The organism is Microbispora sp. NPDC088329, from assembly GCF_040685655.1.
Taxonomy (GTDB): Bacteria; Actinomycetota; Actinomycetes; order Streptosporangiales; family Streptosporangiaceae; genus Microbispora.
This window is the reverse complement of the sequence record NZ_JBFBIP010000001.1, coordinates 358,477-384,318: the sequence shown is the minus strand read 5'-3', so window position 1 is coordinate 384,318 and position 25,842 is coordinate 358,477. Positions and strand designations below refer to the sequence as shown.

Genomic DNA, 25,842 nt, shown 5'->3' with positions numbered 1-25,842 from the left:
TCCGGCACACGAGCAGCGCGACCTCCATGCGGGGCCCGACGGGTTATTCTTGCGCCGTGAAGTGGCCCGCGGCGGCTGACCGGGCGGAGGACGGCACGGCGTGAGCCGACGCCGGGCCGGCGAGGAAAGGGGCCAGTTGTCGTACGCCGACTCGCACGGACCGGTTGCCGACCGCGAGCGCCCGAAAGGCGACCCGGCCAGGCCCGTGACCATCTCCTACATCGCTGAGACCGCCGGGGTGTCGATCCCCACGGTGTCCAAGGTCGTCAACGGCCGTTCCGGCGTGTCCCCGGACACCCGCGCCCGCGTCGAAGCACTGATCAGCGAGTACGGATACCGCAAGGGCAACCGCAGGAACATGATGGAACTCGTCTTCGGCGAGCTTGAGGACATGTGGGGGATCGAAATCATCCGCGGGGTCGAGCGGGTGGCCCGTGAGCACCGCGTGGGGGTCGTCCTGACGGAGTTCGGCCCACGACGCGACACGGGGGAACATCCGATCGACGAGACGCTGGCCCGACGCCCTGCCTGCGTCGTGACGGTGGCCCAGCTGTCGGAGGAGCAGCGCGACCAACTGCGCGCCAAGGACATTCCGTTCGTGGTCTTCGATCCCACTACCGAACTGCCGGACGGCGTCCCCTTCGTCGGCGCGACGAACTGGGCGGGTGGCCGGTCGGCCACCCGTCACCTGATCGAGCTTGGACACCGCCGCATCGCGATGATCGCCGGTCCGGACCGGGTCCTGTGCTGCCGGGCCAGGCTGGACGGGTATCGCTCAGCTCTGGAGGCCGCCGGCCTTTCTGTCGACCCCGGCCTCGTCGTCCGCACCGACCTCACCAAGGAGGACGGGTGGACGGCTGCGATCGGTCTGCTGAATCGCGCGGAACGCCCTACGGCGATCTTCGCCTGCAACGACCTCCAGGCGCTCGGCGTCTACCAGGCCGCCCGCGAGCTGGGATTACGGATTCCGGTGGACCTGAGCGTGGTCGGCTTCGACGACCTGCCCATCGCCGCCCTCGTCGATCCACCGTTGACCACCGTCCACCAGCCGCTCACCGAGATGGCCGCGGCCGCCACCGAGCTGGCGCTCGCCCTGGGGCGGGGAGAGGAGACGCCGCAGGTGGGTCTCGAACTGGCCACCACCCTCACGGTCCGGGAGAGCACCTGCCCGCCGGCCTGACCGTCTGGGTGGAAGGCCGGTCGGCGCTACCGGCCGGCCAGGGACGACGCGAGCTTTTGCGGTGGTGATCTGCGAGCCGGTGCTGCCGATAGGCGAGATGCTGTGGGTGCTGAAAGCGCTGGAGACCGCCGGGTGCGAGGTCTGGGTCGCCGGAGGCTGGGGGATCGACGTCCTGGTCGGACGCGTCACCCGGGAGCATCATGACCTCGACCTGCTCCACCGAGCCGAACAGGAGCGGCTGGTGATCGGCGAGCTGGAGTCGTCCGGGTATGCCGAGCGGCCCGGCGCGGTGCCCGGGCGGCCGGCCAGGTTCGTCATGGCCGACGGCCATGGGCACGAGCTCGATCTCCATCCGCTGCACGTCGCCGAGGACGGCTCGGCCGTGCAGCATCTGGACGCCCGCGGCGCGGTGCTCCACTACCCGGCCGAGGCCTTCGTCACGGGCACGATCGAGGGCGTGCGGGTGCGCTGCCTGTCCGTCGGTCAGCAGGTCGCCTTCCACCAGGGCTACGATCCACGGGACCGCGACCTGCACGACATGGCGAACCTGCGCGCGGCGTTCGGCGTCACCACGCACTTGTGAATGTGCCGGGCGAGCGGTCAGGACCCGTACAGGAGTGACAGCGGCTCCGGCGGATTCCGCCTGCTCAACTGGGTGGCGGTCCGCCCGATGAAACGGGTCAGCGACCGCGCCAGATGCGGCTGGTCGAAGTATCCGAGCCGGTGAACCACCTCGACGGCAGGCACGCCCTCCTGGATCAGGACCGCGGCCTGCCTGGCCCGGTTGATCTGCCGCACGGCGCCGCGGGTGAGTCCGGTCGACGCCACGAAGCGCCGCTGGACGGTGCGTTCGGACAGGTCCTCCACGTCGGGCGTCGCGGTGACGACCGGGTCGCTGGCCAAAATCTCCTCGCGCACCAGCCGACGTACGAACTCCTCGGCGTTGTCGTAGTCCGGGAGGCGCCAGGTGGAGCCCTTCAGATGGAACGACGTGCGCGTCGCGTCGGGAATCTCCGCGCCACCGTGGACGAGCCGATTGATCGGAATATGCGGCATCGACGTGCCGAGCGAGAACACGATCCCGAAGAACGTGGCGTGTTCGGGAACCTCGGCCCGGCTGGCCCTCGGCTCCGGACCCTGGAGGGACACGTTGACCCGGCCGAGATGCTCCCAGAAGACCAGGTCCCAGCTCGCCGTCGCGACCGACGTCATCCCGCCGACGTCGTCGCTGGTGCTCCGCCACACCCGCTCGATGTACGGCGAGTCGGACGGCCGGCTCTCGACCTCCAACCCCATCCGCGTCCCCCTCGCTACCGAAGATCCTTTCGAGGATCACAATCTACGAGGCGGACCGTGGCGAGACCAGTCGTTTACGACGAGGGCCCCGGCATGGTTCGGAGAGGACGTGACGCGTCGATGTCGTGTGTGCCCTGTCGCCGATCGTCTTTATGAGAGAGGCGGTCGCGAAGAGGCACGTGCCGATTCGGTCCGCCAGGCACAGGAAGCCGATCGGCAGCGCGAAAAGGAGCAACAGTGAAGTATGTCCTGATGTTCGTGGAGACCGAGAAGTTCGCCAAGCGGCTGGAGGCGATGGGCGAGCCGGAGCGCGAGGCCGCCTACGAGGCGGTGGGCCGCTGGTTCTCCGACAACTCCGACAAGATCACCCATCATACCCATCTGGCGCCGGTGCACACCGCGACCACCGTACGGCTCGACGGTGGGGAGCCCATCGTCACCGACGGGCCTTTCGCGGAGGGCAAGGAGGTGATCAGCGGCTTCGCCGAAGTGGATGTGGCGGACCTGGACGAGGCGCTCAAGCTGGTGGCGTCCTGGCCCGCGTGCCCGGTGGTGGAGATCCGGCCGGTTTCGTGAGCGGGCCGCACGGTGACCGTGCCGATCGCGTGGAAGGGCCCGGAAGCCGTGAGGGCCGAGACGGTGGCCGGCCCGGCGGGAGCGCCGAAGGCCGGGAGGGATGTCAGGGCGGCGGAAGCCGGGAGAGCCGGGAGGCGCTCACCCGTGTAGTGCGTGAGCACGCGGGCTGTCTCGCCGCCCGGCTGGTGTCGCTGCTCGGCGACTTCTCAGCGGCAGAGGATCTGGTCCAGGACGCCGTGGAAACCGCGCTACGCCGCTGGCCGGTCGAGGGAGTACCGGACCGGCCGGACGCCTGGCTGTTCACCGTGGCCCGTCGCCGCGGCCTGGACGTGCTGCGGCGGGAGACGAACTACCGGGCCAAGCTGGCCCGGCTGCGGTGGCCCGAGCCGGTGGACAAGGACGACCGGCTCCGGCTGATTTTCACCTGCTGCCATCCGGCGCTGTCGCCGGCCGCCCGGATCGCGCTGACCCTGCGGGTGGTGTGCGGGCTGAGCCCCGCGCAGATCGCCGCGGCCTTCGTCGTGCCCGAGACCACGGTGGCCCAGCGGCTCACCCGCGCCAAACGAAAGATCGCCGAAGCGGGCATCCCCTATCGCGTCCCGGCCGCCGAGGAACTCCCCGAGCGGCTGGCCTGCGTGCTCATGGTCGTCTACCTGTTGTTCAACGAGGGCTATCTGTCCAGCGCGGGCAACCGGGCCGAGGCGCGCGACCTGGCCGACGACGCCGAGTGGCTGGCCGCACTCCTGGCCGGTCTCATGCCGGGCGAGCCGGAAGTGGCCGGCCTGCTCGCGCTCATCCGGCTGCACCGGGCGCGCGGCGCGGCCCGGTTCGACTCCCACGGGCGTCTGGTGCCGCTGGCCGACCAGGACCGCGGCCTGTGGGACCACGCCGCGATCGCCGAGGCGACCGCGTTGCTCACGCGCACCGCCAGAGCCCATCGCCGCCCGGGCCCTTACCAGCTGCAGGCCGCGATCGTGGCCTGTCACGCGGAGGCCGCCAGCTTCGAGCGCACCGACTGGGCGCAGATCCTGGTCCTGTACGACATGCTCGTGGCCGTGGCGCCGTCGCCGGTCGTCCGGCTGCACCGGGCGGTCGCCCTGCGGTACGTCAGGGGACCGGCGGTGGCGCTGGCGGAGCTCGCCGGTCTGGAGGACAGCCTGTCCCGCTACCCGCTTCTGCACGCCACCCGCGCCGAGCTGCTGCGCGAGCTCGGTCACGCGAGCGACGCGCGGGCGTGTGACGAGCACGCCCTGGCACTGACCGCCAACCCGGCCCAGCAGGCCCTACTACGCGAGCGGTTGAGCTGGAGCTGATATGGCACGAGCAGGCGCACCCGCTCACAGTGGGTGCCGCCTGGGCCCGCCGAACCGGCAGGCGGGCTCATGCGGGGCTGATCCGGGTGTTGCGGATGTGCTCGTAGACGATCGACGTGCGGACGTCGGCGACTTCGGGCCGTTCGGTGAGCTTGTCGATGACGAACGCGTACAGGCTGGCGTTGTCCGGCACCGCGACGTGCACGATGAAATCCTCCGTGCCGGCCGTCACGTAGACGCCCAGCGTGTCGGGGAGCGCGCTGACCCAGTTGCGGAAGCCCTCGATGTTGCGCCGCGAGGGGGGACGTACGCGGATGGCGATGAGGGCCTGGACCGGGCGCCCGATCGCCGCCAGGTCGACGTCGAGGATCGCTCCCCGGATGACGCCGCGTTGACGGAGTGCCCGCGTACGGTCGAGAGCCGTGGTCGGCGAGACCCCGGCCGCCGCCGCGACATCACGGTTGGTCTTCCGTGCATCCGACTGCAGTTCCGCCAGGATCGCCTTATCAAGTTCGTCCATGCCTGCCCGCGTGCTCTCTGTTCCAAATTAAGTACGGAGTTGTTGCAGCTCAATTGTACGAGTGCCTAGCATCGACGGGGTAGTTCCGGACGTATGGACAGGAGAACACGGATGGCGGCGGACGAAGGCATGACCGCGGGGATCGGGTTCGCCCCGGAGGAGATCGACCCGGCCCTCCCGACCCGGGCGGCCCGCCTCAAGTGGGTGATCGTGGTCGACGGCGATCTTCCCGCCGGCCGCGCCGCGAACGCCGCCGTCTGCGTGGCCGCAGCGACCTCGGCGGCGGTGACGGGGCTTCTCGGCGACGACGCGGTGGACGCCGACGGCGGCGCGCACCCGGGTCTGCCCTGGGCGGGCTGCTCGGTGCTGGCCGCGGACACCGCCACGCTGCGCGCGATCCGCGCCAAGGCCGCGTCGTCGGCCGGGTGCTACGTGGCCGGCATGCCCGCCGCCGCGCAGCGCACGCGGGTCTACGCCGACTACCTCGCCGCGATGAAGGAGACCACGGCCGACGACGTCGAGTATTACGCGGTCAGCGTGGTCGGGCCGCGCAACCGGGTGGACAAGATCGTGGGAAGGCTGCCCCTGCTGCCGTGACCCGTCGTCCCGGGACGCCGGGGCGATCAGGAGCCGGGTGAGCGCAGGTGGCGGGTGTCCACCCGATGTCCCGCCTCCTCCAGGACGGCGACCGCGTCCGTGATCCTCGGCTCGGGCACGAGGACCAGGTCGCCGTGGAAGGTCGAGGCGACGAACACCGGGATGGCCGCCTCCGCCAAGGGGCCCACGACGGCCGCCAGCATGCCCGGGACGTCGAGGCCGTGTGGCGTCTCCCCGCCGTACAGGCCGATCCACCGGTCACCTGACCCGGCCGGCCAGGTCTCCCGGACCACTGTGAGGCCCTCCGGGGCGCGCACGAGCGCGATCCAGTCGTCGTCTTCGGGAAACGTCGCCTGCGGCAGGTGCTGGACGGCGAACACGGACGGCACGATGCCGAGCCGCTGGGCTGCGGGTGAGCTCATGGATCGTGTCTAGCAGAACCCCCCGACAAGCCGCCGCCGCCCGGCCTTCCGGCAGGATCGTGCGGCGAGCCTCCGCGACTTCCCTAAACCTGGCACCACTCGGTGATGGAGGCGACCAGCAGCGGCCCGTCGAAGCAATCCGGGGTCAGGGTCACCCCGGTGATCGTGGCGGCGAGCGCGAACGCCCTCGGGAGCGCGTCGTCCCACCGCGCGTTCCACACCGCCTTGCCGGTCGCGGCGGTCAACGGCAGCCGGACCCTGCGCATCGGCTCCTTCAGCCGGTCGGGGTCGCTGCCCCAGCGGTTGGTCGACGCGTGCGGCGTGAACGCGGTGACGATCTCGCCGTCCACCGCGTACAGGAAGCCGTGCTCGGCGTAGTCGTGCCGTCCGACGGCCACCGCCTCGCATCCCTGCGCGAGGCGTGCGAGGTTCTCGCCCAGCGCGGTGTGCCAGCCGCACGGCTCGAGCGCCACGCTCCACTCGCCGATCCTGGTGATGCCGACGTGTCCGCCGCCGTCGCCGCCGTCGGTCTCTTCGAGGAACCGCGTGACCTCGTCCTCGAGGTCGGCGAAGCTCATCGAGCGTGACGGTGCTCCGGCGGACTCGAAACGGGCCGCGACATCGGCGGGCTCAAGACCATGGAAGAACGACACGCTGAAGACGTCGCCCAGCGGGTTGTGCGAGGTTCCGGCCGGGGCCGCCAGCCACCGGAATGGGGCGAGAGGATCAGGCACCTGGGCTCCCATGGTCGTTTCGCGACATCGTGGCAGCCGCCGCCGACAAAATCCGGAGCCGAGGCCGTTCGTCGCGTTTCCGTCCGACGGCAGCGGGACGCCGCCGACATCAGGAGCATCGCGACACGCTCCTGCAATCGGCTTGGATCTTGCTTGATGCACCGCGTCGTCACGGCGCGGGCGATCGGAGGGTCCTCGCCCGACGACCGTCAGTCCCGGACGACGGCGATCAGCGGCGCCCGAACCACCGGAGGAAAGTGCGCTTCGGGCGCGTGGCGGGAGCGGGCGCGGCAGCGGGCTTCCTCTCGGCCACCGGATGCAGGGCCCGCCATTCGGCGGCCACCTCGTCCACGTCGATGAGCGGCTGCACGACGGGCGGGCCGGACAGGGGCGTGCGGTGGCTGTCGCGAATTCTGACGTTCATCTCCTCGACGATCCTGCGCGCCTCGGCCTCGGTCCGCGCGCCCAGCGCCTCCGCCCTCGCCTCCTCGGCGTCCTTGCGCAGCGCCAGTGTCCCCGGCAGCGGGAACGACAGGTTCTCCGCGCGCATCTTCTGCTTGATCCACCACATCTCGTCGTACGGCTTGCCCTGACCGGGGATGGGCTTGCCCGCGCCCGGCAGGTCGTCGAACTCGCCGCGCTCGGTGGCCTCGCGGATCTGCCGGTCGATCCACGACTCGAAGCTCATACCGAGGGGTTTGCGTTCGGTCACGGCTCACCTCGCACGACGTCGTCGGCATCCTTCTGTGAGGATAACTTTCCGGCGTGGGCGGCCCGGGTCAGGGGACCCGCAGCAGATCGACCACCCCCGTGGTGCCCTCATCGGCATGACCGTCGGCGAGCCGCCGCTCCATGAGGGTCGTGAAGGGCGTGAGCAGTTCGGGGCTGACCTTCTGCTCCTCGGCCGTGCGCAGCAGCGTCGCGTTGCCCCGGACCATCATCGCGAGGTTGGACGTGATGTTCTTCGTGTAGTCGCCGCTGTCCAGATGGTCGGCGACGCCGTACGCGTACGGGGCCATCGCCCTCAGCCAGTCCACGACGAGGTCGGCGAAGCCCTTCGGGGGGATCTCCTCGCGGACGAGCGCGAAGGCGTGCGCCACTCCCGCGAACATGCCCGTCATCGCGCTCAGCAGCGCCACGTCGTGGAGGGCGGCGAGCCCGGGGTCCTCGCCGGTGTAGACGGTGGCGGCGGGTGTGGCCAGCGTGCCCGCGTGGGCCTCGAACACCGCGCGGGAGCCGCTGTAGAAGACGTACGCCCCGGAGCCCGGCGCCCCGATCATGGGCGGGACCGCCATGACGCCGCCGTCGAGGAACCGGGCGCCGCGCTGCTCGGCCCACCGGGCGCGGGCGCGGGCCTCCTCCGGAGTGCCGGTGGTGAGGTCGACCAGGTCCTTGCCGGACAGGTCGACGCCGGCGAGGGCGTCGTCCATCGAGGCGTGGTCCAGCAGACAGACGATCACCAGGTCGCTCGCGGACACCGCCTCGGCGGCGGTCGCGGCGACGCGCGCGCCCTCGCGGGCGAGGGCCTCGGCCCGGCCGGCGGTGCGGTTCCATACGGTCAGCGGGTGCCCGGCGGCGAGCCAGGCGCGGGCGAGCGCGCCGCCCATCGCGCCCAGCCCGAGAAGGGACAGCGGGGACTTCTCCGTGTTGTGGGTCATGCCGATTAGGCTGGTCACGAGCTTCGAGCCGATCAAGTACGCACTTTGAAGTGGGTGCTTACTTCGGGGTGAGCGAGCAGCCAGGAGGGGGTGGGGCATGCGGACCGCGCGGCGCCCGGGAGCGGCCGGATGTGGGCTCGACGCGGCGATGGAGGTGATCGGCGGCAAGTGGAAGAGCTCGATCCTCTGGGCGCTGAACGAACGCGCATGCCGTTTCGGCGAGCTGCGCAGGATGCTTCCGGGCGTGACCGAGAAGGTGCTCGCCTCGCACCTGCGTGAGATGGAGGCCGACGGCATCGTGCACCGCGAGGTGTACGACGAGGTGCCGCCCCACGTCGAATACTCGCTGACCCCGCTCGGCGTCACGCTGAACGATGCGCTGGCGCCGCTCGGCGTGTGGGGACGCGAACACCTCCTCGGCGGACGCGACGGTCATTGACCGGCGGGGGCGTCACGGACGAGCGTTCGTGGACTGCCGGACGGGCACCCGGGCCTCAAGGTGTGGTCTCGTGGCCGGGCTGGCCAGGCGTGCGCCGCTGCTGTTTGAGTTCGGCCTCGTAGAGGTGACGGATCCCCCCGGCCAGCTCGTTGCGAGCCTGGAGTTCCAACTCTTGGAAGGTCGCGTAGTAACCGTCGTCGTACTCCTCGACGATCTGGAAGGTCCAGCGGCCCTGGATGACGTTGCGGCCGATCAGCTCGCGTTCGATCCGGTCGGCCCACTTGTCGTGCCCGGCCTGCCGCAGCAGCCGTACGGCGTTGTCCAGTTCGAAGTCCGCGGTGCCGGTGAGCTGGTGGAAGGCGTACAGGTGGCCTCTGACCCGGTGGATGGTCTCCAGCGCCTTACTGAGCCTGCCCAGCGCGTCGACGGTGACGTCGTCCAGCCCTTCGGGGCGGCGGTGGCCGGGATCGGGCAGGCCGGCGGGTTCCTCGCGTTCGGTCATGTCCCACCGCTACCCCACGCGGCGGCGCCTCTATCGGCGCGAACACAAGACGCTCAACCGGCGGGAGTGCCCGAGACGGACGGCTCGGCGGACGTGCGGATCGCGGCCAGCGCCCGGCTGAGATCCCGTGACGACAGCACCAGCTTGTACATGATGGCGGCCTCGAAAAGGAGCAGCAGGGCGGCCGCGCCGATCGTGACCGGGACGACCGCGCCGACCAGCGGGCCGACGATGAACACCGCCATCTGGAATTCGATGCCGCTGACCAGGTGCGTGCGGATCCGGTGCTCGCGCAGCCACTCACGCAGACCGGGGTACCAGGAGAAACGGTCGCGGAACTCCCTCTGCAGGTCCACGGCCTCCGTCAGGCGGATTCCGACGTCGTCGGGGTCGTTGTCGAGGTCCTCGCGCAGCAAAGACGCCGGCAGCGCGACGGGGCCGCCGCCCGCCGACTCCTCGTAGGCGTGCCGCAGCGCGCGGCGCATCTGACGGCGGACCTTCGCGATCTGCAGGGCGTCGACGTAGCGCAGCATGTCGAGGAACACCACGCCGATTCCGAGGACCGGATAGACGTCCTGCCCGGTCGCGCGGTACTGCCCCCACATCAGGGCGGCGGTGCAGGCCAGCACGCGGATCCGGTCGAAGACGTAGTCGAGCCAGCCGCCGAGGACCGTGCCCGACCCCTTGAGCCGCGCGATCTTCCCATCCATGCAGTCGAGGACGAAGCTCACGTGGTAGAGGGCGGCCCCGGCGACGAGCCACGGCCACTCGGCCCGCATGAAGCACCAGGCCGAGCCCAGGCCAAGCACGAAGGCGCCCCAGGTGATCTGGTTCGGGGTGATGGACGTGCGGTTGGCCGTCGTCACCACCAGCCGGCCCGCCAGAGGGTCCACCAGGAAAACGGTCCACCAGGCGTCGCGTGCCTTATATGTCCGAGAACGTACGTCATGGAGTGTGAACGTCATTTGGGGACTTCCTGAATTGTGGAGGGATTTCGGGGGGAAACGTCAGAAGTCGTCGTCCAGATCTTCCGTTTCGTCCGCGTCGTCATCCTGGTCAAGGGCATGCGCGTCGTCGCCCAGATGCGGGTCGTCATCGGGGTCGAGCAGCGCCGCCATTTGCTGAAGAAGTATCTTAAGCATGTGTTTGCCCTTTGACCGGCGTTTCTTTCGCTACTGCTCATCAAAGCATCGCCCGGCATCGCCCGTCGACTTTTTCCACAGGCGCTCTGGGGCGATGGAATTATCCGAAAAGCCAAATTCCGACTTTTTCGGTATATGTGCGTTCAGTTCGCGAGACGGTCCGGGCGTACCGGCTCCACGGGCCGATGCCGGGGTGGGGCGGGCTCAGGCGGCGGCGCGGGCGAGATCCGCGAGCCATCGCTCGTGGTTGGCCCGGAGCATGGGCTCCCGGTAGAAGAGCGGCAGCAGCGGACCGGCGAGCGACTCCTCCACGGTGATCCTCGTGCGCCCGCCCTCCAGCGGTTCCAGGACGTGCCGGTCCACAGCTCGGTAACGGCCGAGGAAGGTGCCCGTCCAGGTGAGTTCCCGCCAGGGCTCGACCACGGCGAACCGCGACCGCAGGGGCACGCCGTTCAGGCGCCACCGGAAGGACGCGCCGGGCCGTACGTCGCCGAGTTCGAGGATCCGGATGCGGGAGGCCCACGACGGCCATGCCCGCAGGTCGGCCATGACCGCCCAGACCCGCTCCACGGGCACGTCCGCGACCAGTTGCGACGACGAGGTCAGCTGGGCGTCGGGGTCGACGCGTCCCCGCGCGGCGTACTCCTCGTGCAGGACGGTCAGGGACGGACCCGAGTAGAGCAGCGACATGGACGTCTCCCTGCGAGAGTAGTGCTCACTATCGAGAGCGATGCTCTCTGCCGTGTGCGGTGAATGTCAAGAGCAGTGCTCTCATGACCCGAGGGAATTCCGTCGACACGGCTGTCGCCGGCCGCCTATGGTGCGGGCCATGACGGACAGCTCCGCCACGGGCCGGTGCGACTGCGGCGCCACCGCCGGTCCGCTGGGCGAATGCGCGGACTACTTCTACGCGGTCCTGGCCGAGGAGCAGGCCGACCCCCAGATGTACCGGTGGCACGCGGTCGTGGTCTGCGCGTACCTCCTGCAGCACCCGGCCCGGGCCCATGAGAAGTACCTCGACGTGCAGTTCCGCCTGCTGCAGCTCTACCTCGACAAGGGCCTCGACGCGCTGCTCCGTGTGCAGGCGCATCAGGTGGCGCGGAACAAGCACGGGGTGCGATCGGGCTACGACATGGCGCCGCTCGCGGATTACGCGCCGCTCCCGGGACCCGGATCCCCCGGGCCCTTCCGCGCGGGCTTCTCCGGGTTGCCGCGCGGGGACGGCGGTTTCGTGTCCGACGGGCATCAGGCCTACGGCCGGCGCATACACACCATCGCCGAAGCGACGGTGGAGTCCTGGAGGACTCTCACGGCCTGATGCCCGATCTGCCGAAAGAGGCGCCGGAAAGCAAGCGGCGCCCCCACCCGGGTCGTACGGACCGGGGGTGGGAGCGCCGTGAAGAGCGGACGATCTATCCCTGCAGGGCGTCCTCGTCGGCGGACGGGGAGGCCGAGGGCGAGGGCGTCGCCGAGGCGGCACCGGCGGGCAGCGCGCTGCCGCGCTTCCACTGGTTCCAGCTCAGCTGCCAGTAGCTCCAGCCGTTGCGCCAGTCGAGCTTGCGCTTGGTGCCGGTGACCGTGATGACGTCACCGCGCTGGCTGATGCCGTAGAACCACTTGGCCCCGGCGGGCGTGGCGCGCACGCATCCGTGGCTCTGGTTCGACTTGCCCAGGAACTGGTAGTCGCCCGCGCTCTGGTGGACGTACTCGCCGCTGTCGGAGATCCGGACCGCCCAGGGGATCTCCAGCTTGTAGTAGAGCGGGTCCTTGGGGTCGGTGACACCGAGCCAGGACGAGGTCATCGTCTCGACCCGCTTCTTGCCCATCGCGAGGTGCACGCCGGTGGTCGTGAGGTAGACGTCGACGCCGTTCCGCGGCAGGCCGCCGCGGCCCGCGCTGATCGGGATGGTCTTGGCGATCTTCCCGTCACGACGGACCTTCATCACGTGCCGCTTGGTGTCGACCACCGAGATGTTGGCGGTGCCGACGGCGAAGCGGCGCGAGACGTCCTTCGCGGCCTCGTTGCCGGGGATCTGGCTCAGGTGCGCGGAGAAGAGGACCTTCTGGTGCGGCTTCCAGTAGGTCTTGGTGCGATAGACGACCTTGCGGTCGGAGACCCATCGCCAGGCGCCCTCGACCGGCTTTTCCGCCTGGACCTGCAGCACCGCTTCCGCGGCCGCCCGGTTGCGTACGGTCCGGTCGAAGGTGACGATGATCGGGAAGCCGACGCCGACGCGCTCGACCTTCTCGCCCATGGGCGTGATGTCGGCGATGCCGAGCTTCGGCTTTCCCGCCTTGCGTGCCGTCTTGGACGCCGCGCGCGGGGCGAGTGCCGCCGTCTTGGCGCCCGGGGCCTGAGTGGCCGGAGCCTGAGTGGCCGTACCGGCCGCACCAGTGACTGATGCGGCGGGGGTGGGTGTGCCTCCCGCCGAGCAGGCCGTAGCGACGGCGATGGCGGCGACGGTGAGTGTGACGTGGGCCGCCCGCCGGAGGGTATTCACGGTCTACTCCTCATAGGGGGTATATCGCAGTGATTTGCACTGACTTGGAACGTGTGAAACCACCGTTTTGTGCGGCTGATTCCGTAACGATCAAGTAACACTGGTCGGGGCGGTGCCGTCGCCGCACGCGCTCCCGTCGAGGCGCCCGTGGCCGGCCACCCGGCCCGCGGGCCCGCCGCGCCGCCCTGCCGTACGATCGGCCGCGTGCTGCTGATGACGCTGGCCGCCCACCCCGGCGGCCCCGGGCTGTCCGCCCGCGACGAGGAGGAGGCGTTGCGGCTCGCCACCGCGGCCTTCCCGGGTACGGACGCCGTCGTGGCGGTGGACGAGGACGACCCGTGCGCGCCGCTCCGCTTCCTGCGCCGGGACGTCACCGGGGCGTTCGTGGCGGTCCAGGCGCGTCCCCCGATCGCCGAAGCGCTCGGCCTGCTGCCGCACCCCGAGGGCGGGTGGTATCGCGAGACGTGGCGGGCGCCGGTCTCCGTCGAGCCACCCGGTTACGACGGCAAGCGGGCGACGGCGACGGGCATCTACTTCCTGCTGCAGCCGGGCGAGGAATCGGTGTGGCATGCCGTACGGTCCGACGAGGTGTGGCTGTGGCATCGGGGCGGCCCGCTGACGCTGGTGCTCGGCGGCGCGGGTGAGCGCCCCGGCCGCAAGGACGTGATCGTCCTGGGCCCGGATGTGGAGCACGGGCAGGTCCCTCAGGCGGTGGTGCCGGCGGGCACCTGGCAGGCGGCCCGTCCGGCCGGGACGGAGGGTGTGCTGGTGAGCTGCGTCGTGTCCCCCGGCTTCGACTTCGCCGACTTCACCGCCCTCTGAGCCGCTCGCCGGATCCGCGGCGGCTTCGTACGGACGGCGGGGCGCTCACCCGAGGACTGTGCGGAGCGCGTTCTCCAGCTCCCGGGAGTCCGCGTGGCCGGACGAACGCCAGGCGATGATTCCGTCGGGCCGTACGAGCAGGCCCGGCTCCCCGGGCGTCCCGACGGCGAGGCTGGGTCCTCGAAGAGCGCGTCCCCGTCGCCCGGTTCGGCGACGAACGCGCCCGAGGGGCAGAGGTATCCGAACAGTCCCACCGCGGGATCCATGATCTCGGCCACGCTGTCGTCGCGCAGGTGAGGAGCGTGGCGCTGGACCATGTTCGCGTACTGCTGCTCGGCCAGGACGTCGGCGTACGGCCGGCGTTCCGCGTCATAGGAGGCGACCAGGCCGGGGCCCGCCACGCCCGACAGCGTGTACGCGATTCTCCAGGCGAGGTGGTTTCCGTCCATCACGGCGGAGTCGCCGCCCTGGCCGCCGCTCGGCGTCATGAGGTGCGCGGCGTCCCCCGCGAGGACGACCCGTCCGGACTGGAAGGTGTCGGCCACCCGGGTGACGTACCTGTCGGAGGACGACCAGGCGGTGCCCACGATCCGTAGGTCGAGATCGGGCACCCCGCAGGCGATGCGGATCATGTCGGCGAGCCGGTCCTGGCCGGGCTCCTCGCCCACGGCGAAGACGGAGTTGAAGATGTAGCGGCCGGGGTGGTCGGTCGTCACCACGGTCGCCGACCCGCCGGGCAGCGCGGGATTCTGCACGTAGAACAGGGCGAACGCGGCGTCCTTGCGCGACGCGTCGAGGTCCGCCTCGAACTGGAGGAAGACCGATCGGCTGGTCCGGGACGAGGTCCGCCCGTGCACGGTGATCCCGGCGGCGTCCCTGATCGTGCCCTTGCGGCCGTCCGCGGCGACGAGGTAGCGGGAGGTCACGGTCCGCCGCCGCCCGGTCGCGGTGTCCAGGAGCGACGCGACGACCTCGTCGCCGTCCTGCCGGAAGGACTCCAGGGCGGTGGAGAACCTGATCTCGGCCCCGAGCTCGGCGGCCCTGTCGGCGAGGATGCTCGGCGCGCTCCTGGCTGGTCGCGGCCATCGGTATCGGGGACAAGCGAGAGAAGTCCGGCGCGGCCTCGACGAAATCGTGCAGCACGGTGCCGGTGACGCTCTCGGCGATGACGATGACGCCCAGGTTCTTCCCGGGCGGCGCCGCCGCGGCGAACCGCTCGGCCACCCCGGCCGTGGCGAGAGCCTCCATGGTGGCGGGCATCTGCCCCCGGGCCTTGGGCTGGACGGACAGGCCCGCGTGACGTTCCACCACGAGGGCGGGAACCCCGTGGAGGCCGAGGAACATCGCGGTGGACAGCCCGGCCAGGCCGGCTCCGGCGACGAGGACGGGTACGGATTCCGCGCGAGAACGCCGGCCGCGGGGTCGTGCTGCATCAGGCCATCGCCGACCGGTTCGGGCTCGGGCCGACCGACTTGAAGTGCCTCGACCTGGCCCGCCACGAGCCGGAGCTGACCGCGGGGCGGCTGGCCGAGCTCACCGGCCTGAGCACGTCGGCCGTCACGTCTCTGATCGACCGGCTCGAACGCGGGGGCTTCGTCGAGCGCCGACGGGACGGCCTCGACCGCCGCAAGGTGCTGATCCGCTCGACGGGACGGCACGAGACGGCGCTGGAGGAGATCTTCGCCCTGGTCGAGTCGGAGTTCCGGGCCATCGCCGCCGACTACGACGACGAGCAGCTCGCCCTGCTCATCGAGTTCGTCGCCCGGCTGAACGAGCGGGCGCACGAGGTGACCGCCGCGCTGACCGGCCGCCCGCGGCGCTGACCGCTGTCGGTCGTCGCATACGGAAAGTGAAGAAGCCGGGTGATATCCGTACGCGCCGGAGGGTAGAGCGATCCCAGCTGTGCGAGTCGCGGGAGGAGAACCGGGGTGCGGGACAGGGATCGCTGGGTGCTGACCGACGGCGAGTGGACGGCGAGCGCGAGCGAGCGAGACCGTACGATCTCCGACCCGGCCACGGGGGAGCCGGTGGGCGACTTCCCCGCCGGGTGCGCGGAGGACGTGGAGCGCGCGGTCGGCTCGGCCCGCCGCGCCCAGCCCGGCTGGGCCCGTACGGCTCCCGCCGAGCGGGCCGCGTGCCTGCACCGCATGGCCGACCGGATCGAGGCCCGCGCGGACGAGCTGGCCGAGCTGGTGACGAGGGAGATGGGCAAGCCGATCGGCGACAGCCGTGGCGGCGTGGCGGCGGGGATCGGCACGCTGCGGCAGTACGCCGAGCTGGGACCGCTGCACCGTGGCCGGAGCCTGCAGGGCGGCTGGGACGCCACCGACCTCATGGTGCACGAGCCGCGCGGTGTCGTCGCGTTGATCACCCCCTGGAACGACCCGGTGGCCATCGCCTGCGGGCTCGCCGGCGCGGCCGTGGTGACCGGCAACACGGTCGTGCACAAGCCGTCGGAGCGTACGCCGCACACCGGGGCGCTGCTCGCCGAGCTGATGGCGGCGGAGCTGCCGCCGGGCGTGCTGACCATGGTGCCGGGGGACAGGCATCCGGGTGAGGCCCTGGCCGCGCACCCGGGTGTCGACCTCGTCGCGCACGTCGGCTCGACCGCCGCGGGCCGGGCCATCGCCGCCGTGGCCGCGCGCACCGGCGCGAAGACCCTGCTGGAGAACGGCGGCAAGGACCCGCTCATCGTCGACGCGGGCGTGGACGTGAAGTGGGCCGCGGGACAGGCGGCGACCGGATGCTTCGCCAACGCCGGGCAGATCTGCACCTCCACCGAGCGCGTCTACGTGCACCGCGACGTCGCCGAGGAGTTCCTCGCCGCGCTCGTGCAGCGGGCCGAGGAGCTGCGCGTGGGGCCCGGCACGAACGAGGAGACCACGCTGGGGCCGCTCGTCGACCGGGCCCAGCGCGACGTCGTGGACCGGCACGTACGCGGCGCGATCGAGGCGGGCGCACGGCTGCTGACCGGCGGGTACGTGCCCGAGGGGCCGGGGGCCTTCTACCCGCCGACCGTCCTGGCCGACTGCACGGAGAACATGGACGTCATGCGCGAGGAGACGTTCGGGCCGGTCGCGGCGGTGCGGGTGGTCGAGTCGTTCGACGAGGCGCTGGAGCTGGCCCGCGAGTCGCGGTACGGCCTGGCGGCCACCGTCCTCACCCCGTCGATGGCCAACGCCCAGCGCGCCTGGCGCGAGCTGCCGGTGGGCACGGTGAAGATCAACGCCGTCTTCGGCGGAGCCCCGGGAGGCGCGGCCCAGCCGCTGCGCGCCAGCGGGCACGGCTTCGGGTACGGCCCTGAACTGCTCGACGAGATGACCCACACCAAGGTCGTCCACCTGAGCCCGCTGCGCTGAGCCTCCTGCGTTGAGTTTCCTGCGTTGAGCCCGCTGCTCTGCTGAGACCCACGGGGTGGCGTGCGGCTCTGCCGGACGTTCGGGCGGACGGGTGGCGGGCCGGCGGACGGGCCGGCCGATGATCATGATGGGCAAGTTTTCAGCTTTGACCTGACATTGGACGCGGCCCGCGTGATCGGCGGTGACGCCCTGCCTACCGTCTTCCTCATACGATCCGTGACCTCGGGGGAGACTCATGATCATCTACTCGGCCGCCGCCGCCCTCGCCGCGACCCTGATCGCCGGACCGGCCGTGTCCGCCGACCCCGCGCCGTCCGCCGGCACGTCCGCGGGCGGCGCGGCGCCGCTCGCGGCCGCGCCGCCCGACACAGTGGTCGGCAACCCCGGCTACGGCCCCACCGGCCCCGACTACGCCCCCGGCTACGGCTCGGGGTACGCGCCGGTGGCCATGCCGGTCGCCGCGCGGCCCGCTGCCGTCATGGCACCGCCCAGCGAACCGAAGCAGGCCGTCTACCACCTGAAGGGCAAGGACGGCGTGCGCCACGACGTGGTGGTCGTCCCGATCTCGGACGACCCCTCCAAGCCGATCACGCTGCCCGACTTCGGATTCCAGAAGTTCAAGGTGACGGACAAGCCGCTCGCCCACCATCCGCGTGCCCACAAGTTCCACGGCCACGCGGCGCGGCAGCACCACGCTGTCCGGGGTTGGGGGAACAAGCACCGCCACGGCGGCAAGGCCCACCGCCGCCACCGCTGACGGCGCCGGGGACCCGTCGCCGGCGTCTTTCCGTCATCCGCCGGGTCTGACGGGACCGGCCGTCTCGCTCACGTGGCGAGCAGGTGGCGCAGGGCCCGCTCGGACGGGGTGCCGGGGTCCGCGGTGACGAACACCACCTGCTGGTCGTCGCCGGGGATGGCGAGCACGTCGCAGTTCAGGTGCAGCCGCCCCGCCCGCGGATGGTCGACGACCTTGGTGCGGTGACCGGGGTCGTGCACCGGATCGGCATCCCATATCCGCGTGAACTCCTCGCTGCCCGCGCGCAGGTCCGCGAGCAGCCGGCCGAGCGCCTCGTCGCGGGGATAACGGTGCGCGGCGCGGCGCAGCCGGGACACCACGATGTGGCCGAACTGTTCGGCGCTCGAACTCTCGTAGTGGCGGCCGAGGAAGCGCCGGCGGGCCAGGTTCGGCTCCGTGCCGAGGTCGCCGAGCAGAGCGTGCGCGAGCGGGTTCCAGGCGACGACGTCGTAGGCGGCGTCGGTCACGATGGCCGCCGTGCCGGGGATGCGGTGCAGCAGGCCCGCCACGTGCGGGCGGACGCGGCGCACCGGGCCGGCGGGCGGCGTCGGGCCGGTGCCGGCGAGCTGGAACAGGTGGATCCGCTCGGCCGGCGTCAGCCGGAGCGCGTCCGCGAGAGCGTCGAGGATCCGGGGCGAGGGACGCGGCCCCCGGGCCTGTTCGAGGCGGGTGTAGTAGTCCACCGACATGTGGGCCAGGTCGGCGACCTCCTCCCGGCGCAGGCCGGGGGTCCGGCGGCGCTCGTCGGCGGGCAACCCCACGTCGGCCGGGCGCAGGCGCTCCCGTCTGCCGCGCAGGAAACGGGCCAGTTCCTGCCGTGCCACGCGTGCCTCCTTCCCCTGCCGGGGATTGCCTGCCAGGGATTGGTTGTCCCTGGATCGGTCGCCGCCGCGACGGAATCGTCGACGTCATGAACCTATCCACAGCACTGGTCACCGGCGCCAACAAGGGCATCGGCAAGGAGATCGCCCGGCAGCTCGCCGCCGAAGGGCTGACCGTCTACGTCGGCTCACGCGACGAGGACCGCGGACGGAGGGCCGTCGAGGAGATCGGCGGCGACGCCCGGCCGCTGGTGCTGGACGTCACCGACGCGGAAAGCGTCGCCGCGGCCGCTCGGCGGGTCGAGAGCCTGGACATCCTGGTCAACAACGCCGGCATCCTGGTGGACAGCCGCCCGGCACCCGAGGCCGACGTCGACGGCTTCCGCCGTACGTTCGAGACGAACCTCTTCGGCGTCCTCGCGGTCACCAACGCCTTCCTGCCCGCGCTGCGCCGCTCGGCCCGGCCGCGCATCGTGAACGTCTCCAGCGGCACCGGATCCCTGACCTGGAGCGCGGACCCGGAGCATCACTTCGTCGTGTCGGCCGGCGCCGCCGCGGCGTACCGGTCCTCCAAGACGGCACTCAACGCGCTGACGCTGTTCTACGCCCAGGCCCTCGCGGCCGAGGGGTTCAAGGTGAACGCGCTGGCCCCGGGAGCGCGGGCGACCGATCTCGCCCCGCGCGCCTCCGCCATCGGGGGAGATCCGGCCGAGGGCGCGGCGGGCGCCGTCAGGCTGGCCCTCCTGCCGGACGACGGGCCCACCGGCGGCTTCTTCTCCTGGGACGGGACCCCCGCCCCCTGGTGAGCGTCGTCTCCCGCTGAGCGCCTTCCTCCGGTGCGCGCCCGGCCGCGGTGGGCGGGCGCCGTGCCGGCCGGCGCGGTGAACGCCGATGCGATCCGGTCAGGCCGGGACGGGCAGGTGGGCCGCGGCTCTGCGGCGTTCGGCCTCGGCGCGGGTCGTCGCCTCCCTGACCGGGCGCTGAACGAGCATCCCCACCAGCGTGGCGGCGGCCGCGCTGCCCAGCCCGATCACCCAGCCCGCCGGGCCGAGCGGCCGGCAGCCGAAGACCGCGCTGACCCCCGGCACCGTGACGATGAGCCACAGGACGGCCAGGGACGACAGCGCCGCGAGCACGACGATCCTGTCCCTGCCGCCGCCCGAGAGCGTCTGCAGGAGCTGCGCGGACACGAGCGCGACCAGGCCGATGGTGTTCGCCCGCGTGCGGGTTCCGGTCATGCGCCCCAGGATCCACGCGGCCGTCGCCCCCGCCGTCGTGACCGCCGCACGCAGGTAGATGTCGCGGGTCAACGACTCGCCGAGCGACGCCTCGGGGCCCTCGGCGAGCAGCTTGTCCGGATCGGTCGACGCGGGCGGCCGTACGGCGACCGCCATGGCCGGCACCATGTCGGTGAGGAGGTTGACCAGCAGCAGCTGCCGGGCGTTGAGCGCGCTGCCGCCGGCCAGCAGGTTGGTTCCCACGGTGAACGCGATCTCGCCGACGTTGCCGCCGAGAAGGATGCTCAGCGAGTCGCGCACCGAGGTCCACATCGCCCTGCCCTCGACGATCGCGTCCACGATCGTCTCGATGCGGTCGTCGGTGACGACGAGGTCGGCGGCGGCCCGCGCGGCGGGCGTCGCGCGGGACCCCAGGGCGATCCCCACGTCGGCGGTGCGGATGGCGGGCGCGTCGTTGGCGCCGTCTCCGGTGACGGCGACGACCTCCCCGGCCCGCCGCAGGCACGTGACGATCCTGGCCTTGTGCGCGGGGGTGGTCCTGGCGAAGACCGCTACCTCGGGCAGCACCTTGGTCAGCGTCTCGTCGTCCAGCTCGTCCAGCTCCGGGCCGGTCATGACGCGCTGGCCGTTCAGCGCGTCCAGCTCGACCGCGATCGCCTCGGCGGTGCTGGGGTGGTCGCCGGTGACCATGACGATCCGCACCCCGGCCCGGGTGAGGCGCCTGACGCTCTCCGCGGCGGTGGACCTGACCGGGTCGGCGAGGCCGAGGAAGCCGAGGAAGCACAGCTCCTCGATGCGTGACTCGTCGAGGTCGCTCCGGTCGGAGGCGGGCCGCTGCGCGACCGCGAGCACGCGGTAGCCCTGCCTGGCCAGCCGCTCCACCTCGCGCCCCAGCTCCGTTCGTACGGCCTCGTCGCAGGGGACCGGCCCGGTGTCGCGGTGCACCGTGACGCAGTGGTCGAGCACGATCTCGGGAGCGCCTTTCACACTGAGCAGGTGTCCGTCCTCGGTGCGGCCGAGCACGGCGTGATAGCCGCGGCCCGGCTCGAAGGGCATCTCGTCCACGCGCTCCCAGCGTTCGAACCCTTCCTGGGGCGTGACGCCCAGCCGGTGCGCGCCGTCCAGCACGGCGCGGTCGGTCGGGTGGGCGATCACCCGTCCACCGCCGGACTTGGGACTGGCCCGCACGGCCGCGGCGAGGACGCGACGCAGCGTGGTGTCCGCCTCCTCGGCGATCTCCTCCACCGGGCGGCCCGCCCGCCCGTCCGACACGTGACGCAGGCTGATGCGGCCCTCGGTCAGCGTGCCCGTCTTGTCGAAACACAGCACGTTGACCCGGCCCAGGGCCTCGATCGTGGAGGGGTTGCGCACCAGTGCGGCGCGCCTGGACAGCCGCCGCGCCGCGGCCAGCTCCGCCACGGTGGCGACGAACGGAAGCCCCTCGGGCACGGCGGCGACCGTCAGGCTGACGGCGGGCGTGAGCGCGGCGGCCAGCGGCCGTCCGCGCAGGAGGTCGGTGACGAGCAGCATCACTCCGGAGGCGATCGACAGCGGCAGGATGCGGCGGCTCAGCTCACGCAGGCGCAGCTCCACGCCCGTGGGCGGGCTCGGCTCGCCAGCCAGCCTGGCGCTGCGCCCCGACTCGGTCATGCCGCCGGTCGCGACGACAACCGCACGCCCGCTGCCCGCCGCGATCGACGTGCCCTGGTAGACCATCGAGCTGCGGTCCGCGATGGCCGCCGCCACGGTCGGCGCGGCGGTCTTGGCCACGAGCTGCGACTCGCCGGTCAGCGTGGACTCGTCCACCTCCAGCCCCACGGCCTTGATGACGCGGGCGTCGGCGGGCACGGCGTCTCCGGCGCGCAGCTCGATGACGTCGCCGGGCGCGAGCTCGTCCTTGGTCGTCTCGACGACTCCCTCGGGCCGGTGCAGCCGTACGAGGACCTCGGTCGACTCGGTCAGGCGATGCAGCGCCCGGTCGGCCTTGAACCGCTGCACGCCGCCGAGGAACGCGTTGATGACCATGACGCCGCTGATCAGCACGGCGTCGAGGGCCGAGCCGACGAGGGCGGATATGCCCGCGCCGGTGGCGAGGGCGGGCGTGAGCGGATTGGCCAGCTCCTCCACGGTGGCACGGGCCAGCGAGTGCGGTCCTTCCGCCGCTTCGGGCGCGGCCTCCGTACGGCGCCTGCCCGCCTCCTGTTCGCCGATGCCGTCGGGGGAGGAACGGAGCCGGGCGAGCACCTCTTCGGCCGACATGGCGTGCCACGGGGTGGTGTCGGCGCGCGGCGGGGTGGGGATGCGCCCGGCGCTCTGCCCGTTCCACTCGCCCAGCACGATGGCGGCCAGCGAGACGACGGCGCCGGCGAGTTGCGCCCGGCGCAGGGCGGTGGAGGCCGGGCCCGCGACGGCCAGCAGGGTGCCGACGACCGCGCCGGCCGCGCCGAGCCGTACGGCGTTCCCGCTGTTGGCGCGCGCCCGGGGCAGGCAGCGCAGGAGCAGGTGCGCGCCGTGCAGCTCGCCGGCGATGTCGGCGTCCCATGGCACGACGCATCCGGGCTCGACGGCCGCGGGATCGATCACCCCGACGCCGATGTCGGCCTGGGCGAGCGACTGCCAGGCGCCCCGCGACACGACGACCACGCAGTGGCCTCGCTCCTGCAGGTCGTGCACGTGCCGGCCGAGCTCGGCGCCGCCCGGCAGCGTACGGCCGATGGCGAGGCGCTGCGCCAAGCCCTCGTAGCCGCCCTCGTCGCCACCCGCGAGCAGGACGGTGCCTGCCGCCTTGGCCGCGCCGACGATGGGCACGGCCAGGGCGTCGATCTCCTGGGTGAGACCGGCGACGGCGACCCGGGTGCCGCCCCTGGACACCTCCACCGCTCGCAGCCCGCGCGACCGCCAGACGGCGGCGTCGGCGAGCAGGTCTTCCGGGTCCGGCAGCGGCCGGACCGACCAGCCGTCCGCGGTCCGGGCGCCGCCGGGGTCGGAGAAGTCGATGAGGGAGTAGAGCCGGGAGTACAGCTCGTCGGTGTCCTGTCCCGCCAGCAGCGGCTCGACGCGGTCGATCGTCCACGAGCCGGTCGTCAGAGCGTCGGCGTGCAGGACGATCGTGTCGACGCGGTCCATCGCACGCAGGCATTCGGCGTCGAAGACGACCGTGTCGTGTTTTCCGAGCGCGCGGCTGATCGCGCCCGCGAACGCGTCCCGGCTGAGGTCGGCGACCCTCGGGGTGGTGGACACGAGGATGGCCACGGCCCGTTCGCCCCGCGTGAACACCCGGGTCACCGCGTAGGCGGCGGCGCTGAGCGGGGCGACCAGGTCGGCGTACCGCTCGATCGGGCCGTGCGGCAGAGGAACCGGCCGTCGCCGGCTCTCGGCCCTGATGTGGTGGTAGGCACCCGGACGCGTGGCCAGCCGTTCCTCCAGTCTCTCCCAGGCGTACCGGCTGGCCCTGGTCTCGATGTAGCGGCCCACGTTGGCGACGGCCTGCACGAACAGCGCCGTGGGACGGAGCGTGAGCGTCTGGGTGACGAGGCCGGCGGTGGTGAACAGGGCGTCGGTGGGACGGCGCCCCAGCCGGCGGTCGAGCTGCTCGCGGATGGCGGGCGTGGCGTCGGCCAGGTGCAGCAACGCGGGCACGGCCGCCGGCAGCTGAGGGGCCCGGATCGCCTTGCCCAGGAATATCAGCCCGATTCCGGCGACACCGGCCGTCAGCCGCACGGTCGCCCGCAGGTGCTCCTCCACGAGATGGACGGGGCTCTCGTGGGCGTGCTCCTCCTGCTCGTCGAGTTCGGTGACGACGGCCAGCAACCGGTCCTGGTCGGTCCGCTCGGGATCGCAGGCGACGAAGACGGCGCCGATGCGGCCGTTGACCTCCGCACGCTCCACGCCGGGGACGGCCCGCAGCCGCTCCTCCAGCCGCCCGGCCGCGTCCTCGGAGCCGGGCCGGCCGATCCCCCGCAGGTCGACGCGCAGGCCGCCCGGGCAACGGCGCACCTCGCGAGGGCTCGGGAACAGATCCCGGAGCGGTTCGGGCAGCACGCCGCGCAGCAGGGCCGCGGACGTCGTGAGCACCTGGTTAAGGAACATTCGGCTCTCCAGCGGACGGGAGCCCGGACGCGGGAGTCCGGGCCGGAGCGGGCGGCCGTGCCGGTGTGTCAACCGGTCCGGCCAGGTCGCCTCGTCACCGCCGCGCGAACGCGCGGCGGCGGCTGCGCCACGTCGGCGGATGGCCGCCTTCGGCGGCGGGCTGCCGGAGTGCCCGGAAATGGCTCATCACCCCTCCTCGCGAGAGTCGGGGGGAACTCACGGATGCATTCCGCCTGAACCCGCATGAAGGCTCAGGCGCTGGTCATAACGGTCGTACGACCGTTCTCGGATACTTTTCCTCCATCCGGAGGGCGAGAAACGCGAGAGCGCGAGAAAGAGAGAAACCCGGCCGCCCGCGGTCGGCGCGGCCGTGGGCCCGCGCCCGGTGGCGGGATCACCCGATGGTGAAAGCGGGCCAGTCGAGCATGCCGAGCAGCTTGCGCAGCCCGGGCTTGACGTTGTGCAGCCGGATCGGCCGGCCCAGGGGGACCTCGGACAGCAGGGCCAGGGCGCGCAGGCCGTAGAGATCGATGAACTGGAGCTCGGCGACGTCCACGGTCCCGGTCCCCGGCCTCGTCCACTGCCTGTGCAGGGCGCCGGCGATGGCGTCGCCGTTGGTGAGATCGATCTGCCCGATCAGCCGTACGGAGCCGTCCTGGGAGGCGCGTACGACCAGTTGCTTGTCGAGGTAGAGCAGGGTCTTCTTGCTGAGGGCCGATTCGAACGACCCGTTGACGGTCATCATGACGGTGCCGCCTTCCTGTAGAGGGGCAGCCATCTCCGAGCATCACCGTCGCTGCTGACCGATGTCAACCGAACCGCCGTCCGGGTCACCGGGGGCCGCCGGCCGTCACACCGGCCACGGACCCTGTGGCCTGCGGCGATTGTGCGCAGGCCACGCGGCGAGACCGTGACGTAACTCACGTTTAACGCATGAAGAGCGTTTCAGGGTTTGCGCGCAACACCGCCGACGAAGGTGTGATAGGTGATGCCGCGATCGACGAACTCGTCGGGGTCCGGCCGCCACTCGGCGAGCGGCACCAGACCGGGGTCGAGGAGCGGCAGATCGCCGAAGTAGGCCAGGATCTCGTCGCGGGTGCGCCACCGGCCCGTGCCCAGGTGCTCGTTGAACAGCTTCTCGGCCGACGTGGCCTGCGCCGACACCTCTGGCATGGCCGGGCCCGGGTTGTGGAAATGGGACAGCGCCAGATAGCTGCCGGAGGGCAGGGCCTCGCGGAAGCGGGCGGCGATCCCCCAGGGGTCCTCGTGGTCGTTGACGTGATGGAGGATGGCGAACAGCAGCAGGGCCACCGGCTGGTCGAAGTCGATGAGCGCCCCTACCGAGGGGTGGTTGAGAATCGACTCCGGGTCGCGGATGTCGGCCTCGACGACCGTGGTGCTCCCGTTCGTGGCGAGCAGCGCCCGGCCGTGCGCGAGCACGATCGGGTCGTTGTCGACGTAGACGACCCGCGCCTGCGGGGCGACCTCCTGGGCCACCTCGTGCACGTTGCCCTGGGTCGGCAGGCCCGAGCCGATGTCGACGAACTGCCGGATGCCCGCCTCGGCCGCGAGGTGATGGACGACGCGCCGGAGGAAGGCGCGGTTCGCGCGGCCCGCCGCGGGAGCGTCCGGTGCGATCTTCAACGTCGCCTCGCCCACCTGCCGGTCGATGGCGAAATTGTCCTTCCCCCCGAGGAAGAAGTCGTAGACACGGGCGATGCTCGGCTTGCTCGTGTCGATCCTGGCTTCCGCCTGCTCGTTCTCCGCAGGGGCACCGCTCACGTACTTGTCGTCGTCGGCCACGATCCGTCCTGCTCCCTCGCCGTACCGGTCCAGA

Annotated in this window: 27 protein-coding genes and 1 pseudogene; 12 read left to right on the top strand and 16 right to left on the bottom strand. The window is 71.8% G+C overall.

Annotated elements, in window-relative coordinates; all coding sequences use genetic code 11:
- Window positions 1-100: 100 nt before the first annotated feature.
- Both AB0O28_RS01870 and AB0O28_RS01865 read left to right on the top strand, forming a co-directional pair.
- The gene (locus tag AB0O28_RS01870; RefSeq protein WP_363635214.1) at window positions 101-1,180 is read left to right on the top strand and encodes a LacI family DNA-binding transcriptional regulator; all 1,080 of its coding nucleotides are present in this window, start codon (window positions 101-103) and stop codon (window positions 1,178-1,180) included.
- Between the two features lie 61 nt (window positions 1,181-1,241).
- Window positions 1,242-1,763, top strand: a complete 522-nt coding sequence (locus AB0O28_RS01865; protein ID WP_363635212.1) for a hypothetical protein — start codon at window positions 1,242-1,244, stop codon at window positions 1,761-1,763.
- 17 nt (window positions 1,764-1,780) lie between these two features.
- Here AB0O28_RS01865 and AB0O28_RS01860 read toward each other — a convergent pair whose 3' ends face one another.
- A complete protein-coding gene (locus tag AB0O28_RS01860; RefSeq protein WP_363635210.1) occupies window positions 1,781-2,476 on the bottom strand; it encodes an AraC family transcriptional regulator in 696 nt (231 codons plus the stop codon).
- A 237-nt stretch (window positions 2,477-2,713) separates the two neighbouring features.
- On the opposite strand from AB0O28_RS01860, the gene AB0O28_RS01855 reads away from it, so the two are divergent.
- Complete coding sequence (locus AB0O28_RS01855; RefSeq protein WP_363635208.1) at window positions 2,714-3,052, top strand: YciI family protein; 339 nt, start codon at window positions 2,714-2,716, stop codon at window positions 3,050-3,052.
- Window positions 3,053-3,201: 149 nt separating this feature from the next.
- Complete coding sequence (locus AB0O28_RS01850; RefSeq protein ID WP_363635206.1) at window positions 3,202-4,365, top strand: sigma-70 family RNA polymerase sigma factor; 1,164 nt, start codon at window positions 3,202-3,204, stop codon at window positions 4,363-4,365.
- Window positions 4,366-4,432: 67 nt separating this feature from the next.
- Here AB0O28_RS01850 and AB0O28_RS01845 read toward each other — a convergent pair whose 3' ends face one another.
- Entirely contained in the window at window positions 4,433-4,885 is a 453-nt protein-coding gene (locus AB0O28_RS01845; RefSeq protein ID WP_363635204.1) for an Lrp/AsnC family transcriptional regulator, read from the bottom strand.
- Between the two features lie 111 nt (window positions 4,886-4,996).
- Here AB0O28_RS01845 and AB0O28_RS01840 point away from each other — a divergent pair, with 111 nt between their 5' ends.
- On the top strand, window positions 4,997-5,482 hold the full coding sequence (locus AB0O28_RS01840; protein ID WP_363635202.1) for a DUF2000 domain-containing protein: 486 nt from the start codon (window positions 4,997-4,999) through the stop codon (window positions 5,480-5,482).
- Between the two features lie 26 nt (window positions 5,483-5,508).
- Here the strand turns inward: AB0O28_RS01840 and AB0O28_RS01835 are convergent, their stop codons facing one another.
- The 4 genes from AB0O28_RS01835 to AB0O28_RS01820 form a co-directional block, all read right to left on the bottom strand.
- Complete coding sequence (locus AB0O28_RS01835) at window positions 5,509-5,904, bottom strand: ACT domain-containing protein (RefSeq protein ID WP_363635200.1); 396 nt, start codon at window positions 5,902-5,904, stop codon at window positions 5,509-5,511.
- Between the two features lie 83 nt (window positions 5,905-5,987).
- The gene (locus AB0O28_RS01830; protein ID WP_363635198.1) at window positions 5,988-6,638 is read right to left on the bottom strand and encodes a DUF6461 domain-containing protein; all 651 of its coding nucleotides are present in this window, start codon (window positions 6,636-6,638) and stop codon (window positions 5,988-5,990) included.
- A 229-nt stretch (window positions 6,639-6,867) separates the two neighbouring features.
- Complete coding sequence (locus AB0O28_RS01825; protein WP_363635196.1) at window positions 6,868-7,350, bottom strand: DUF1992 domain-containing protein; 483 nt, start codon at window positions 7,348-7,350, stop codon at window positions 6,868-6,870.
- A gap of 67 nt (window positions 7,351-7,417) precedes the next feature.
- Window positions 7,418-8,296 carry an NAD(P)-binding domain-containing protein gene (locus tag AB0O28_RS01820; protein WP_363635194.1) on the bottom strand — a complete coding sequence of 293 codons (879 nt, stop codon included), beginning with the start codon at window positions 8,294-8,296 and terminating at the stop codon, window positions 7,418-7,420.
- Window positions 8,297-8,393: 97 nt separating this feature from the next.
- On the opposite strand from AB0O28_RS01820, the gene AB0O28_RS01815 reads away from it, so the two are divergent.
- Complete coding sequence (locus tag AB0O28_RS01815) at window positions 8,394-8,735, top strand: helix-turn-helix domain-containing protein (protein WP_363635192.1); 342 nt, start codon at window positions 8,394-8,396, stop codon at window positions 8,733-8,735.
- 55 nt (window positions 8,736-8,790) lie between these two features.
- Here AB0O28_RS01815 and AB0O28_RS01810 read toward each other — a convergent pair whose 3' ends face one another.
- The 3 genes from AB0O28_RS01810 to AB0O28_RS01800 all read right to left on the bottom strand — a co-directional run bounded on the left by AB0O28_RS01810 (window position 8,791) and on the right by AB0O28_RS01800 (window position 11,069).
- Complete coding sequence (locus tag AB0O28_RS01810; RefSeq protein WP_363635190.1) at window positions 8,791-9,237, bottom strand: hypothetical protein; 447 nt, start codon at window positions 9,235-9,237, stop codon at window positions 8,791-8,793.
- Between the two features lie 53 nt (window positions 9,238-9,290).
- The gene (locus AB0O28_RS01805; protein ID WP_363635188.1) at window positions 9,291-10,130 is read right to left on the bottom strand and encodes a CDP-alcohol phosphatidyltransferase family protein; all 840 of its coding nucleotides are present in this window, start codon (window positions 10,128-10,130) and stop codon (window positions 9,291-9,293) included.
- A 453-nt stretch (window positions 10,131-10,583) separates the two neighbouring features.
- Entirely contained in the window at window positions 10,584-11,069 is a 486-nt protein-coding gene (locus AB0O28_RS01800) for an SRPBCC domain-containing protein (RefSeq protein ID WP_363635186.1), read from the bottom strand.
- A 139-nt stretch (window positions 11,070-11,208) separates the two neighbouring features.
- On the opposite strand from AB0O28_RS01800, the gene AB0O28_RS01795 reads away from it, so the two are divergent.
- On the top strand, window positions 11,209-11,697 hold the full coding sequence (locus AB0O28_RS01795; RefSeq protein ID WP_363635184.1) for a DUF5946 family protein: 489 nt from the start codon (window positions 11,209-11,211) through the stop codon (window positions 11,695-11,697).
- 94 nt (window positions 11,698-11,791) lie between these two features.
- Here AB0O28_RS01795 and AB0O28_RS01790 read toward each other — a convergent pair whose 3' ends face one another.
- Entirely contained in the window at window positions 11,792-12,880 is a 1,089-nt protein-coding gene (locus tag AB0O28_RS01790) for a L,D-transpeptidase (protein ID WP_363635182.1), read from the bottom strand.
- 213 nt (window positions 12,881-13,093) lie between these two features.
- Between AB0O28_RS01790 and AB0O28_RS01785 the strand changes: the two genes are divergently transcribed.
- A complete protein-coding gene (locus AB0O28_RS01785; protein WP_363636141.1) occupies window positions 13,094-13,702 on the top strand; it encodes a cupin domain-containing protein in 609 nt (202 codons plus the stop codon).
- A 45-nt stretch (window positions 13,703-13,747) separates the two neighbouring features.
- Here AB0O28_RS01785 and AB0O28_RS01780 read toward each other — a convergent pair whose 3' ends face one another.
- Both AB0O28_RS01780 and AB0O28_RS01775 read right to left on the bottom strand, forming a co-directional pair.
- Entirely contained in the window at window positions 13,748-13,819 is a 72-nt protein-coding gene (locus AB0O28_RS01780; protein ID WP_363636139.1) for a hypothetical protein, read from the bottom strand.
- Window positions 13,820-14,100: 281 nt separating this feature from the next.
- Window positions 14,101-15,046, bottom strand: a pseudogene (locus tag AB0O28_RS01775) (FAD-dependent monooxygenase); the annotation flags it as partial.
- A gap of 80 nt (window positions 15,047-15,126) precedes the next feature.
- Between AB0O28_RS01775 and AB0O28_RS01770 the strand changes: the two are divergent.
- The 3 genes from AB0O28_RS01770 (at window position 15,127) to AB0O28_RS01760 (ending at window position 17,818) form a co-directional block, all read left to right on the top strand.
- Window positions 15,127-15,525 (top strand): MarR family transcriptional regulator, encoded by a 399-nt coding sequence (locus tag AB0O28_RS01770; RefSeq protein ID WP_363635180.1) that lies wholly within the window; start codon window positions 15,127-15,129, stop codon window positions 15,523-15,525.
- A gap of 105 nt (window positions 15,526-15,630) precedes the next feature.
- Window positions 15,631-17,061, top strand: a complete 1,431-nt coding sequence (locus tag AB0O28_RS01765) for an aldehyde dehydrogenase family protein (protein ID WP_363635178.1) — start codon at window positions 15,631-15,633, stop codon at window positions 17,059-17,061.
- Window positions 17,062-17,296: 235 nt separating this feature from the next.
- Window positions 17,297-17,818 carry a hypothetical protein gene (locus AB0O28_RS01760; RefSeq protein WP_363635176.1) on the top strand — a complete coding sequence of 174 codons (522 nt, stop codon included), beginning with the start codon at window positions 17,297-17,299 and terminating at the stop codon, window positions 17,816-17,818.
- Between the two features lie 68 nt (window positions 17,819-17,886).
- Here the strand turns inward: AB0O28_RS01760 and AB0O28_RS01755 are convergent, their stop codons facing one another.
- A complete protein-coding gene (locus tag AB0O28_RS01755; RefSeq protein ID WP_363635174.1) occupies window positions 17,887-18,681 on the bottom strand; it encodes a helix-turn-helix transcriptional regulator in 795 nt (264 codons plus the stop codon).
- An 86-nt stretch (window positions 18,682-18,767) separates the two neighbouring features.
- Here AB0O28_RS01755 and AB0O28_RS01750 point away from each other — a divergent pair, with 86 nt between their 5' ends.
- A complete protein-coding gene (locus AB0O28_RS01750) occupies window positions 18,768-19,484 on the top strand; it encodes an SDR family oxidoreductase (RefSeq protein WP_363635172.1) in 717 nt (238 codons plus the stop codon).
- A gap of 96 nt (window positions 19,485-19,580) precedes the next feature.
- Here AB0O28_RS01750 and AB0O28_RS01745 read toward each other — a convergent pair whose 3' ends face one another.
- From AB0O28_RS01745 to AB0O28_RS01735, 3 genes are all read right to left on the bottom strand, one after another.
- The gene (locus AB0O28_RS01745) at window positions 19,581-24,005 is read right to left on the bottom strand and encodes an HAD-IC family P-type ATPase (RefSeq protein WP_363635170.1); all 4,425 of its coding nucleotides are present in this window, start codon (window positions 24,003-24,005) and stop codon (window positions 19,581-19,583) included.
- 394 nt (window positions 24,006-24,399) lie between these two features.
- A complete protein-coding gene (locus tag AB0O28_RS01740) occupies window positions 24,400-24,783 on the bottom strand; it encodes an STAS domain-containing protein (RefSeq protein WP_363635168.1) in 384 nt (127 codons plus the stop codon).
- A gap of 167 nt (window positions 24,784-24,950) precedes the next feature.
- Window positions 24,951-25,808, bottom strand: coding sequence for an SAM-dependent methyltransferase (locus AB0O28_RS01735; RefSeq protein WP_363635166.1), 858 nt, complete (start codon window positions 25,806-25,808; stop codon window positions 24,951-24,953).
- Window positions 25,809-25,842: the final 34 nt, after the last annotated feature.

Excerpts from the sequence above, each read along its gene's own strand:
- AB0O28_RS01860 (WP_363635210.1), bottom strand. The coding sequence starts at position 2,476 with ATGGGGTTGGAGGTCGAGAGCCGGCCGTCCGACTCGCCGTACATCGAG.
- AB0O28_RS01845 (WP_363635204.1), bottom strand. The coding sequence starts at position 4,885 with ATGGACGAACTTGATAAGGCGATCCTGGCGGAACTGCAGTCGGATGCA.
- AB0O28_RS01840 (WP_363635202.1), top strand. The coding sequence starts at position 4,997 with ATGGCGGCGGACGAAGGCATGACCGCGGGGATCGGGTTCGCCCCGGAG.
- AB0O28_RS01835 (WP_363635200.1), bottom strand. The coding sequence starts at position 5,904 with ATGAGCTCACCCGCAGCCCAGCGGCTCGGCATCGTGCCGTCCGTGTTC.
- AB0O28_RS01820 (WP_363635194.1), bottom strand. The coding sequence starts at position 8,296 with ATGACCCACAACACGGAGAAGTCCCCGCTGTCCCTTCTCGGGCTGGGC.
- AB0O28_RS01815 (WP_363635192.1), top strand. The coding sequence starts at position 8,394 with ATGCGGACCGCGCGGCGCCCGGGAGCGGCCGGATGTGGGCTCGACGCG.
- AB0O28_RS01810 (WP_363635190.1), bottom strand. The coding sequence starts at position 9,237 with ATGACCGAACGCGAGGAACCCGCCGGCCTGCCCGATCCCGGCCACCGC.
- AB0O28_RS01800 (WP_363635186.1), bottom strand. The coding sequence starts at position 11,069 with ATGTCGCTGCTCTACTCGGGTCCGTCCCTGACCGTCCTGCACGAGGAG.
- AB0O28_RS01795 (WP_363635184.1), top strand. The coding sequence starts at position 11,209 with ATGACGGACAGCTCCGCCACGGGCCGGTGCGACTGCGGCGCCACCGCC.
- AB0O28_RS01785 (WP_363636141.1), top strand. The coding sequence starts at position 13,094 with ATGACGCTGGCCGCCCACCCCGGCGGCCCCGGGCTGTCCGCCCGCGAC.
- AB0O28_RS01760 (WP_363635176.1), top strand. The coding sequence starts at position 17,297 with ATGATCATCTACTCGGCCGCCGCCGCCCTCGCCGCGACCCTGATCGCC.
- AB0O28_RS01750 (WP_363635172.1), top strand. The coding sequence starts at position 18,768 with ATGAACCTATCCACAGCACTGGTCACCGGCGCCAACAAGGGCATCGGC.
- AB0O28_RS01745 (WP_363635170.1), bottom strand. The coding sequence starts at position 24,005 with ATGTTCCTTAACCAGGTGCTCACGACGTCCGCGGCCCTGCTGCGCGGC.
- AB0O28_RS01740 (WP_363635168.1), bottom strand. The coding sequence starts at position 24,783 with ATGGCTGCCCCTCTACAGGAAGGCGGCACCGTCATGATGACCGTCAAC.